Below are 10,379 nucleotides of genomic sequence, written 5' to 3'. Positions count from 1 at the left end.
ATTAAGGAAGATCATGCCGAGAAAACCAGTACGCCTCTTACTCATGTGGTTCCTCGTGACATGCCTGGCCTCGGTCGGCATGGCCGTGCCGGCGTGGGCGGCACCGGGTGACACGGCCTTCGACCAGGCGACCGGGGCGCTGAGGGTCGACCACGGGTCGTACCTGTCGAAGCACGACCTCGTCTACAACCGCCCCAACACCAACCCGGTCCAGGGCCTGACCGTCGGCAACGGCCGCACCGGGGCGATGGCCTGGAACCAGAACGGGCTGACGATGCAGGTGTCGGGGGTGGACCTGTCGCCGCAGTCGACCTACGCGGCGGGCCTGGCGAACCTCAGCACCACCCCGGCCATGGACACCGGGTACACGACCTTCCAGCAGCGGCTGTCGCTGTACGACGGGACGCTGACCACCAGGTACGACTCCAACCGGACCGTGACCGTGATGGGGTCGCCGAACTCCGAGGTCATGGGCATCCACGTCGAGGACACCCGGGGCGGCGTGTCCAACGTGGCCTTCGACCTCAGCATGTGGGACCCGGCCACCGTCCAGAACATCGCGGACGTGCCCGACCTGAACACCTGGCGGACGATCTCCACCTTCTCCGACGCCAACGTGGCCGGGTTCAGCCGGGGCCAGACCGACGCGAACGGCTTCGGCTACACCATGGCCGCCACCGTCGAGGGCGCGAACTTCACCACCCAGGTGGTGGACGGCAGGAAGGTGCGGCTGAACATCACGCCCACCTCCAGCTACACGATCTGGTTCACCGCCGCGAGCCGGATCAACGCCCCCAACCGCGACTCGGTGGCCCAGGCCCGCAGCCAGCTCACCTCGGTGAGGAACACCGGCTACGCCACCACGTTCAACAACTACCGCAACTGGTGGCACGCGTTCTGGGCCAAGTCGTTCGTCCAGTACTCCACCTCCAACCGCGACGCGGACTACCTGGAGAACGTCTACTACCTCAGCACGTACATGATCGCCGCGGGCGGCTACGGCAACTACCCGCTGCACTTCATCAACGGTGTCTTCCGCGCCACGCAGGACAACTCCAAGTGGAGCAACGCCTACTGGTACTGGAACCAGCGGGACGTCTACAACTCCTTCCTCGCCTCCAACCACGCCGACCTGATGAACACCTTCAACCGGCTCTACAGCCGCAACTACACCGCGCTGAAGGCGTACACGCAGACGAGGTACGGGATCGACGCCCTGTGGGTGCCCGAGACCATGGGCTGGGACGGCAACGCGCGCGGCACGGTCAACAGCGACTACACCAAGAACATCCTGACGACCGGCTACCAGGCCGCGTACAACATGTACCTGCAGTACCGCTACACCAACGACGCGAACTACCTGCGGGACGTGGCGTACCCGTACATGCGCGAGACCGCGAAGCTCTACAAGGGACTGCTGTCCTTCGACGGGCCGACCGGCAAGTACTACATGGCCAACTCCCACTCCCACGAGACGTACTGGAACGTCCGCAACGCGATCACCGACCTGGCCGCGGTGCGCAGCATCTTCCCGCTCACGATCCAAGTCAGCCAGCAGCTCGGCCTCGACGCCGGCCTGCGCGCCGACTGGCAGAACATCGTGAACAACCTCGTCGCCTACCCGACGGGCAACGGCGCCTACCTGCCGCACGAGCCGCCGATCTCGCAGACGAGGAACAACGAGAACGTCGCCTCGGAGCTGATCTGGCCGTACAACATCACCGGCATCGGCTACCCCGACTACCAGACCGCGCTGAACACCTGGAACCAGCGGCCGTTCCCCTACGGCAACGTCTGGTCCAACGACGCGGTGCAGGCGGCCCGCCTCGGTCTCGGCGACCAGGCGTACCAGGGCATGAAGACGATGCTGCAGAAGTACCAGAATTACCCCAACGGCATGACGACCAACACCAACGGCGTCTTCGAGTATCTCGGCGTGCACCTGTCGGCGCTGAACGAGTCGCTCATGCAGAGCTACAACGACAGGATCAGGGTGTTCCCCGCGGTGCCGGGCGACTCCTCCTTCGTCGGGAAGTTCACCCTCCTGGCCAAGGACGGCTTCCAGGTCAGCTCCGAGCGCGAGGCCGGGGAGATCAAGTACGTCGGGCTCAGGAGCCTGCACGGCAAGCAGGCCACGGTGGTCAACCCCTGGGGCACCCAGCAGATCCGGGTGCGCCGCGCCTCCGACAACGCCATCCTGACCACCGTCTCCACCGGCGAGGTCTCCTTCGCCACCGCCGCCGGCACCGTGTACGTCGTGGAGCGGACCGCCAAGCCGCTGAGCGGCTACGCCTCCACGACGCTGACCGGCTCCGCCAACCAAAGCGTCAAGTCCCTGAGCGGCACCGCCTCCACCCTGGGTCTGCCGGGCGGCACGAGCAACGGGACGATCAGCCTGCGCTCCAAGGCGAACGGTCTCTACGTCACCGCCTCCAACGGCTCGCCGCTGATCGCGAACGGGACGTCCACCGGGACGGCGCAGCAGTTCGAGCGGGTCAACCAGAGCGACGGCACCATCGCGCTGCGCGCGAAGATCAACAACAAGTTCGTGGCCGCGGAGGGCGCCGGAGCCCAGCCGCTGATCGCCGACCGCGACGCGGTGGGCCCCTGGGAGGTCTTCCAGCTCCTCACCAACCCGGACGGTTCGGTCAGCCTCAGGGCCCAGGTCAACAACAAGCTGGTGTGCGCCGAGGGCGGTGGTGCCCAGCCGCTGATCGCCGACCGTGACGCGGTGGGCCCCTGGGAGAGCTTCGACCTGATAAATAACTAAATCAGCGATTTTTCAGGAAACCGAGTTCGGCGGAGGGTCTCGACCCGCCGGACTCGGTTTCCGTCTTTCCCGTCGTTCACCCGATCCGTGGTGCCCGGCCTCCGCCTTTCTCTCCGGTCACCCGATCCGTGCGCCCGGTCTCCGCCGTTCCCCGCCGTTCACCCGGCCCCCGGGCCCCGTCTCCGGCATTCCCGCCGGTCACCCGAGCTGTCACCCCCGGATATCCTCATCGTCATTCGTCGTGACGGGACCGTCCGGGTCCCGCCGCGTGCCGAGGCCGTTTTCGCGGATCCCGGCGTCCATTGGAACACCAGGCTCCACGCCCGCCTCAGACGTCTCGCTTTTGTCCGGCTATTTCCTCCAGAATGGATACATCGGATAAAGGCCCTATCGGGGAGACGCGAAAGGACGCGGGTTTGAACCGCTTTCCACGGGTCCTCGGGATTCGCATGGGATATGACCCGGACCAGGTGGACCTGCTGGTCCGCCGGATCGAGGGGACCCTCGGCAGGGGCGCCCCGGAAGGTGAGCCGGTCACCGCGGACGAGATCCGCGACGCCCGGTTCCGCACCAGGCTCGGCGGTTACAACGAGGTCGCCGTCGACTTCGCGCTCGAGGCCTTCATCGTGGCGATCGAGACCCGGCCCACCGGCACGGACGGGCGCCCGGCCGTCCCCGCCCGCCGTGCCGCGCCCGAAGCGCCCGAGCGGGAGGAGAACGAGGACCGCGCCGCCCGGGTCGAGCGGGTCGCCTTCAGGCCGGGACGGCTCGGCATGGGCTACAACGAGGACGAGGTCGACGCCTTCCTCGACCGGATCGTGGCCACCCTGCGCGGCACCACCGACGCGCCTCTCACGCCCGGTGACGTGCGCGAGGCGAGGTTCGCCACGGTGATGCTGAGGCCGGGCTACGCGATCGCCGAGGTCGACGAGTTCCTCGACGAGCTCGCGGACGCCCTGGAGCCCCGTCCGGCCGGCGACGACGCCTTTCGCGATCCGTCAGCCGGCGACGACGCCTCTCGCGGTCTTTAGCGGCACGGGCTCTCCCGGCTCCGCCGGCCCGCGGCGCTACGGCGGAGGCGACGCTCCGCCGGCCCGCGGCGGCGCGGCGAGGCGACCGGACGCGGAGGTGCCGGAGTGTGCCCCGGGACCCGTCAGCGGGTGCCCCAGGAGTAGGTCTGTTTGTGAAGCTTGAGATAGACGAAGGTCTCGGTGGCGCGGACGGTGGGGATGGCCCGGATCTTGCCGAGGATCTCCAGGAGATGCTGGTCGCTCTCGCAGACGACCTCGACCATGATGTCCAGCGACCCGGCGGTCAGCACGACGTAGTCGATCTCCCTGATGGCCGACAGCTCGTCGGCGACCGTCTCCAGGTCGCCCTCGCACTTGATGCCGATCATGGCCTGGCGGGGGAAACCCAGGGTGAGCGGGTCGGTCACCGCGACGATCTGCATCACCCCCGCGTCGAGCAGGCGCTGCACCCGCTGGCGCACGGCGGCCTCGGAGAGCCCCACCGCCTTGCCGATCGCGGCGTACGGCTTGCGCCCGTCCGTCTGCAGTTGCTCGATGATCTGCTTGGAGATCTCGTCGAGGACGACGGGGCCGGGCCTGGCGTCGTTTTCGCGGCGAACCTTGGGCGGCGTCGTCATGGGCGCTCCCTGGCGTCATGTTGCGGGGCTGTTGCCGTCATGTTGCGGCTCCGATGCGACATGCTGTCAGTTCCGGCGCTTCTGTCAAGCGATTTCGTAGCAATTTGGTATCTTAACAACGAAATCCCTTGTCGTAAGGCTGTCGCTCTGTAAGAGTCGCGACAACTCAGCCCCGATCCTTAGGAGGCCGACGGTGACCACCCCGGTTGAGACCAGCGAATTCCCTCGCCTGCGGAACTACATCGGCGGCGAACTCGTGGAGGCCAGGAGCGACCGGTTCTCCGACGTCATTGATCCATGCACCGGCGAGATCTACCTTAAGGCCCCCGTCTCGGGTCCCGAGGACGTCGACGCGGCCTATGCCGCCGCCGCCGCCGCGTTCGAGTCGTGGAGCCGGGCCACCCCGGGCGAGCGCGCCAACCTCCTCCTCAAGGTGGCCGACGCGATCGACGCGCGGGCCGAGGAGCTGAACGAGGCCGAGTGCCGCAACACCGGCAAGCCGCGCGCCCGGATGGCCGAGGACGAGACCCCGATCGCCGCCGACCACTTCCGGTTCTTCGCGGGGGCCGCGCGCACGCTGGAGGGCCCGACGTCGGGCGAGTTCCTCGCCGACCACACCTCCGTGATCCGGCACGAGCCGATCGGCGTGGTGGGCCAGGTCACCCCCTGGAACTACCCGATGATGATGGCGGTCTGGAAGATCGCCCCGGCGCTCGCCGCAGGCAACACCGTGGTGCTCAAGCCCTCGGACACCACCCCCGTCTCCACGGTCAAGCTGGCCGAGATCCTCGGTGACGTCCTGCCGAAGGGCGTCTTCAACGTCGTCGTCGGCGACCGGGAGACCGGCGCGCTGGTCGTCGGCCACCCGACCGCGTCGATGGTCGCGATCACCGGTTCGGTCGGCGCGGGCATGGCCGTGGCCAGGAGCGCCGCCGACGACCTCAAGCGGGTGCACCTGGAGCTGGGCGGCAAGGCGCCCGTCGTCGTGTTCGACGACGTCAGGGACCTCAAGTCCGCCGCGGAGTCCATCGCCACCGCGGGCCTGTACAACGCCGGGCAGGACTGCACCGCGGCCTGCCGCGTGCTGGTCCACGAGGACGTCCACGACGAGTTCGTGGCCGCGCTCACCGAGGCGGCGGCGAACACCGTGACCGGCGACCTCTCCGACGAGGACGCCCTCTACGGCCCGCTCAACAACGCCGACCAGCTGGCCCGCGTCACCGGCTTCATCGACCGGGCCCCCGGCCACGCCAAGGTCCTGACCGGCGGGAACCGGATCGGCGACCGGGGCTACTTCTTCGCCCCCACCGTCGTCGACGGCCTCAAGCAGGACGACGAGATGGTGCAGAACGAGGTGTTCGGGCCGGTGATCACCGTCCAGACCTTCTCCGACGAGGCCGACGCGGTCGCCAAGGCCAACGGCGTCAGGTACGGCCTCTCCGGCTCGGTGTGGACCTCCGACCACGGCCGGGCGATGCGGGTGTCGAACCGTCTCGACTTCGGCGTGGTGTGGGTCAACACCCACATCCCGTTCGTCTCGGAGATGCCGCACGGAGGCTTCAAACACTCCGGCTACGGCAAGGATCTGTCCGTTTTCGGGTTGCACGACTACATGCGCGTCAAGCACGTCATGCACTACATCGGCGAATAGCCGCGAACAGAGGGATAAGCCTGGCATGACCGAAATCCAGGCGAGCACGGAGACGGCCGACACCGTCTCCCGCTCGCCCCACGTACCCGCAATCGAACTTGACGGGGTCGTCAAGGAGTACGTCTCCCACGGCGAGGTCGTCCAGGCGGTCAAGGGTGTCACCCTGTCGATCGCCGAGGGGGAGTTCTTCTCGCTCCTCGGCCCCTCGGGCTGCGGCAAGACCACCACCATGCGCATGATCGCCGGCTTCGAGGACCCCTCGCGCGGCAACGTGCGGCTGCACGGCCAGGACGTCACCGACGTCCCCCCCAACAAGCGCGACGTCAATATGGTCTTCCAGTCGTACGCCCTCTTCCCGCACATGAACGTCTGGGAGAACGTCGCGTTCGGCCTCCGGCGCAAGAAGGTGGCCGACGCCGAGATCAAGCGCCGGGTGGGGGAGATCCTGGAGATCGTCGATCTCACCGGGCGCGAGAAACGCCGCCCCCGGGAGATGTCCGGAGGCCAGCAGCAGCGGGTCGCCCTGGCCCGGGCCCTGGTCAACAACCCCCGCGCGCTCCTGCTGGACGAGCCGCTCGGCGCCCTCGACCTCAAGCTCCGCCAGGCCATGCAGATCGAGCTCAAGCGCATCCAGCGCGAGGTCGGCATCACCTTCGTGTACGTCACCCACGACCAGAGCGAGGCGCTCACGATGAGTGACCGCATCGCCGTCATGAACGACGGCCAGGTCGAGCAGCTTGGCACCCCCAGAGAGATCTACGAGCGGCCCGCGACCGCTTTCGTGGCCGGGTTCATCGGCACGTCCAACCTGCTCAGCGGCACTGTCGACCGCTTCCAGTCGGGCTTCGCGGTGCTTAAGCTGGGTGATGACGACCACGTCCTCGCCGAGGGCGGATCGTTCCGCGCCGGGGAACCGATCGCGATCACGGTGCGCCCGGAGAAGATCAGGATTACCACGGAGGAGCCCACCGGCGACCTCAGCGTCGTGCGAGGCACCGTCTCAGAGGTGGTCTATCTGGGGCTTTACACCAGTTACACGGTCTGCCTGGCCCACGGCGCAGAGGTGACCGTCTTCCAGCAGAACGCACTCGACAGCACGAGCACGGCGGAGCGTGGCGACGCCGTCTGGCTGTCGTGGCTGCCGCACCACTCGTACGCGATCGGAAGTTGAGCTCGACATGGACCCCCGCACGAACCCCGCCTTTCTGCGAGGCATGACGCAGAGCCGCTCCGTCACGCGCCGTGACGCCCTTCGCCTCGGCGGGCTGTCGGCCGCGGCCCTCGCCCTCGCCGCCTGCGGCGTGGAGGGCAAGAAGGTGGCGGCCGTCCCCCCCAGGGACGCCATCGCCGAATACTGGGGCTCCAAGAAGAAGAACGGCACGCTGCGCTTCGCCAACTGGCCGCTCTACATCGACAAGGACGGCAAGCGGTACCCCTCGCTGGAGCTGTTCACCGCCGACACCGGCATCCAGGTGTCCTACCAGGAGGCCATCCAGGACAACAGCACGTTCTTCGGCAAGGTCCAGCCGCTGCTCGCCGCCAGCAACGACATCGGCTACGACCTGATGGTCCTGACCAACGGCCTCCAGCTGAGCAAGGCCATCGCGCTGGGCTACCTCGTCCCCCTCGACCACTCCAAGCTGCCGAACTTCGCGGCCAACGCGAGCTCCGCGGTGAAGAACCCCACCTGGGACCCCAACAACGCCCACACGATCCCGTGGACGGTCGGCGTCACCGGCATCGCCTACAACCCCAAGTACGTGGACGAGGTCAAGAGCATCCAGGACCTCTGGAACCCCAAGTACAAGGGCAAGGTCGGCATGATGCTCGACACCCAGGAGGTCGCCAACTTCGGCATGTTCGCCCTGGGCATCGACCCCGACAAGTCGACCGAGGCCGACTGGAAGAAGGCCGGCGAGAAGCTCAAGGAGCAGCGCGACGCGGGGCTGGTGCGCAAGTACTACGAGAACGACTACGTCGACGCCCTCGCCAGGGGCGACGTCTGGATCACCATGGCCTGGTCGGGCGACATCTTCCAGCAGGTCGCCGAGGGCAAGGACCTGCGGTTCGTGGTGCCCGAGGAGGGCGGCACGATCTGGACCGACAACATGTGCATCCCGAAGACCGCGCAGAACCCGGTCGACGCGCTCACCCTGATGGACTACGTCTACCAGCCCAAGATCGCCACGATGCTGGTCGAGTACATCAACTACATCACGCCGGTCTCCTCCGCCAAGGACCTCGTCCTCGCCGACGCGGCCAAGGCCGAGGGCGACGAGAAGAAGGCGCTCGAGCAGATCGCCGAGAGTCCGCTGATCTTCCCCTCGGAGGCGGACATGGCCAAGCTGCGGTCGTACAAGACGCTCACCTCCGCGGAGGAGAAGATCTTCGAGGACATCTTCCAGCCGGTCACGCAGGGCTAGGCGGATGAGAGAGCGACTCGGACCGGAAGGGGTCGTCGGCCGGTGAAGCGCCTCGCCCCCTACCTGCTCATCCTGCCCGGCGGACTCTGGCTCGCGATCTTCCTGGTGGTGCCGATGGTCTTCATGGCCTCGGTCTCCACCCAGGAGGGCAACGTGGTCGACGGATTCGTCCAGACGTTCAACCTCTCGGTGTACGGCGACGCCCTGGCGCAGTACCAGACGCAGTTCCTGCGCTCGGCGGGGTACGGCCTGGCCGCGACCGTGATCTCCATCGCGCTGGCCTACCCGATGGCCTACTGGATCGCCTTCAAGGGCGGCAGCCGCAAGTCCACCTACCTGCTGCTGGTGCTGCTGCCGTTCTTCGTCTCGTTCGTGCTGCGCACGGTGTCGTGGAAGTTCATGCTCGCCGACGACGGCATGCTGCTGGGGCCGCTGAAGTCGGCCGGGCTGCTGCCCGACGACTTCCACGTGCTGCAGACGACGTCCGCGGTGATCGGCGGGCTGGTCTACAACTACCTGCCGTTCATGATCCTGCCGATCTACGTCGCGCTGGAGCGGGTGGACCCCAAGGTGGTCGAGGCCGCCCAGGACCTCTACGCGGCGAGGCGCGAGGCGTTCACCAGGATCGTGCTGCCGCTCTCGCTGCCGGGCGTGTTCGCCGGGGTGCTGATGACGTTCGTCCCGATGACCGCCGACTACGTCAACGCGGGCATCCTCGGCGGCCCGGAGAACACGATGATCGGCAACATCATCCAGACCGAGTATCTGGTCAACAACGACTACCCGACCGCCGCCGCGCTGTCGTTCACGCTGATGGCGGCGATGCTGGTCGGCATCTTCGCCTACGCCAAGGCGCTCGGCACGGAGAACGTCCTGGAGGCGGCGGCCCGATGAGCGGCACCATCGACGTCACGGAGGCCCCGGCGGCGGACGCGCCCGCCGGGCGGAGGTCCCCGCGGGGACGGAGGCGGCTGGGCGACCGGCTGCTCTTCGGCTACGTGTGGCTGATCCTGATCTGGCTGTTCCTGCCGATCGCCGTCATGATCGTGTTCGGCTTCAACGACACCCAGAGCAAGTCGAACGTGACCTGGCAGGGCTTCACCCTCCAGTGGTGGGGACGCCTGGACGAGTATCCCGAACTGCTCAAAGCGGTGCGCAACTCCATCTCCATCGCCCTGCTCTCCACGGTGATCACGACGCTGCTCGGCACGCTCATGGGCCTGGCCCTGGGCCGCTACCGGTTCCGCGGGCAGGGCGCCACCAACCTGGTGATGTTCGCCGCGATCGCCTCGCCCGAGCTGGTCATGGGCGCCTCGCTGCTGTCGCTGTTCATCAGCGTCGGCGTGCAGACCGGCTTCGCGACCGTGGTCGTCGCGCACGTGCTGTTCTCGCTGTCCTTCGTGGCGATCACCGTGCGGGCCCGGGTGATCGGGCTCGACCGGTCGATCGAGGAGGCGGCGCGCGACCTCGGCGCGTCCACCTGGATCACGTTCTGGCGGATCACCTTCCCGATGATCCTGCCCGGCGTCGTCTCTGGCGCGCTGCTGGCCTTCGCCCTGTCCATCGACGACTTCGTGATCACCCAGTTCACCAGCGGCGCCGTCCAGACGTTCCCGCTGTGGATCTGGGGCGCCACCCGTATCGGGGTGCCGCCTCAGGTGAACGTCATCGGAACGCTTATATTCGCGGTAGGCGTCGCCATCGCCGTGGTCAACACGGTCACCGCGCGCCGCCGCACCTAGCCTTCGCCGAGCCCCGTGCCCTCACCGGGTGGCACGGGGCTTCGGTGTACCCGGGCTCCCGGATCTCCGGGTCCCGGGTTCCCGGCGGCGAGGGCCGCGGCGGACAATATCCCGGCGGAGAACAGATTCCCGGCAGAGAACAGGG

The 10,379-nt window shown here is 67.6% G+C and carries 8 protein-coding genes; 7 read left to right on the top strand and 1 reads right to left on the bottom strand.

Annotation, left to right across the window (positions count from 1 at the left end):
• The first annotated feature begins 13 nt into the window (after positions 1-13).
• Together ACTOQ3_RS30345 and ACTOQ3_RS30340 are read left to right on the top strand one after the other, a co-directional pair.
• Positions 14-2,770 carry a glycosyl hydrolase family 95 catalytic domain-containing protein gene (locus ACTOQ3_RS30345; protein ID WP_440086858.1) on the top strand — a complete coding sequence of 919 codons (2,757 nt, stop codon included), beginning with the start codon at positions 14-16 and terminating at the stop codon, positions 2,768-2,770.
• A 449-nt stretch (positions 2,771-3,219) separates the two neighbouring features.
• Positions 3,220-3,801 carry a DivIVA domain-containing protein gene (locus tag ACTOQ3_RS30340; protein WP_440086857.1) on the top strand — a complete coding sequence of 194 codons (582 nt, stop codon included), beginning with the start codon at positions 3,220-3,222 and terminating at the stop codon, positions 3,799-3,801.
• A gap of 122 nt (positions 3,802-3,923) precedes the next feature.
• Here ACTOQ3_RS30340 and ACTOQ3_RS30335 read toward each other — a convergent pair whose 3' ends face one another.
• Positions 3,924-4,418 (bottom strand): Lrp/AsnC family transcriptional regulator, encoded by a 495-nt coding sequence (locus tag ACTOQ3_RS30335; RefSeq protein ID WP_329091340.1) that lies wholly within the window; start codon positions 4,416-4,418, stop codon positions 3,924-3,926.
• 193 nt (positions 4,419-4,611) lie between these two features.
• Between ACTOQ3_RS30335 and ACTOQ3_RS30330 the strand changes: the two genes are divergently transcribed.
• From ACTOQ3_RS30330 to ACTOQ3_RS30310, 5 genes are read left to right on the top strand one after another with little or no spacing between them, the layout of a single operon-like run.
• Positions 4,612-6,069, top strand: coding sequence for a gamma-aminobutyraldehyde dehydrogenase (locus tag ACTOQ3_RS30330; RefSeq protein ID WP_440086856.1), 1,458 nt, complete (start codon positions 4,612-4,614; stop codon positions 6,067-6,069).
• A 25-nt stretch (positions 6,070-6,094) separates the two neighbouring features.
• A complete protein-coding gene (locus ACTOQ3_RS30325) occupies positions 6,095-7,240 on the top strand; it encodes an ABC transporter ATP-binding protein (protein WP_440086855.1) in 1,146 nt (381 codons plus the stop codon).
• Positions 7,241-7,247: 7 nt separating this feature from the next.
• A complete protein-coding gene (locus ACTOQ3_RS30320; protein ID WP_440086854.1) occupies positions 7,248-8,492 on the top strand; it encodes a polyamine ABC transporter substrate-binding protein in 1,245 nt (414 codons plus the stop codon).
• Between the two features lie 42 nt (positions 8,493-8,534).
• Positions 8,535-9,386, top strand: a complete 852-nt coding sequence (locus tag ACTOQ3_RS30315) for an ABC transporter permease (RefSeq protein ID WP_440086853.1) — start codon at positions 8,535-8,537, stop codon at positions 9,384-9,386.
• Positions 9,383-10,234: an ABC transporter permease gene (locus ACTOQ3_RS30310; RefSeq protein WP_440071169.1), complete on the top strand. Its 852-nt coding sequence runs from the start codon at positions 9,383-9,385 to the stop codon at positions 10,232-10,234. The genes ACTOQ3_RS30315 and ACTOQ3_RS30310 overlap by 4 nt, the downstream gene beginning before the upstream one ends.
• The last annotated feature ends 145 nt before the right edge of the window (positions 10,235-10,379 follow it).

This window comes from Streptosporangium sp. LJ11 (assembly GCF_051918945.1).
Taxonomy (GTDB): Bacteria; Actinomycetota; Actinomycetes; order Streptosporangiales; family Streptosporangiaceae; genus Streptosporangium.
This window is presented reverse-complemented; position numbering and strand designations above follow the sequence as displayed.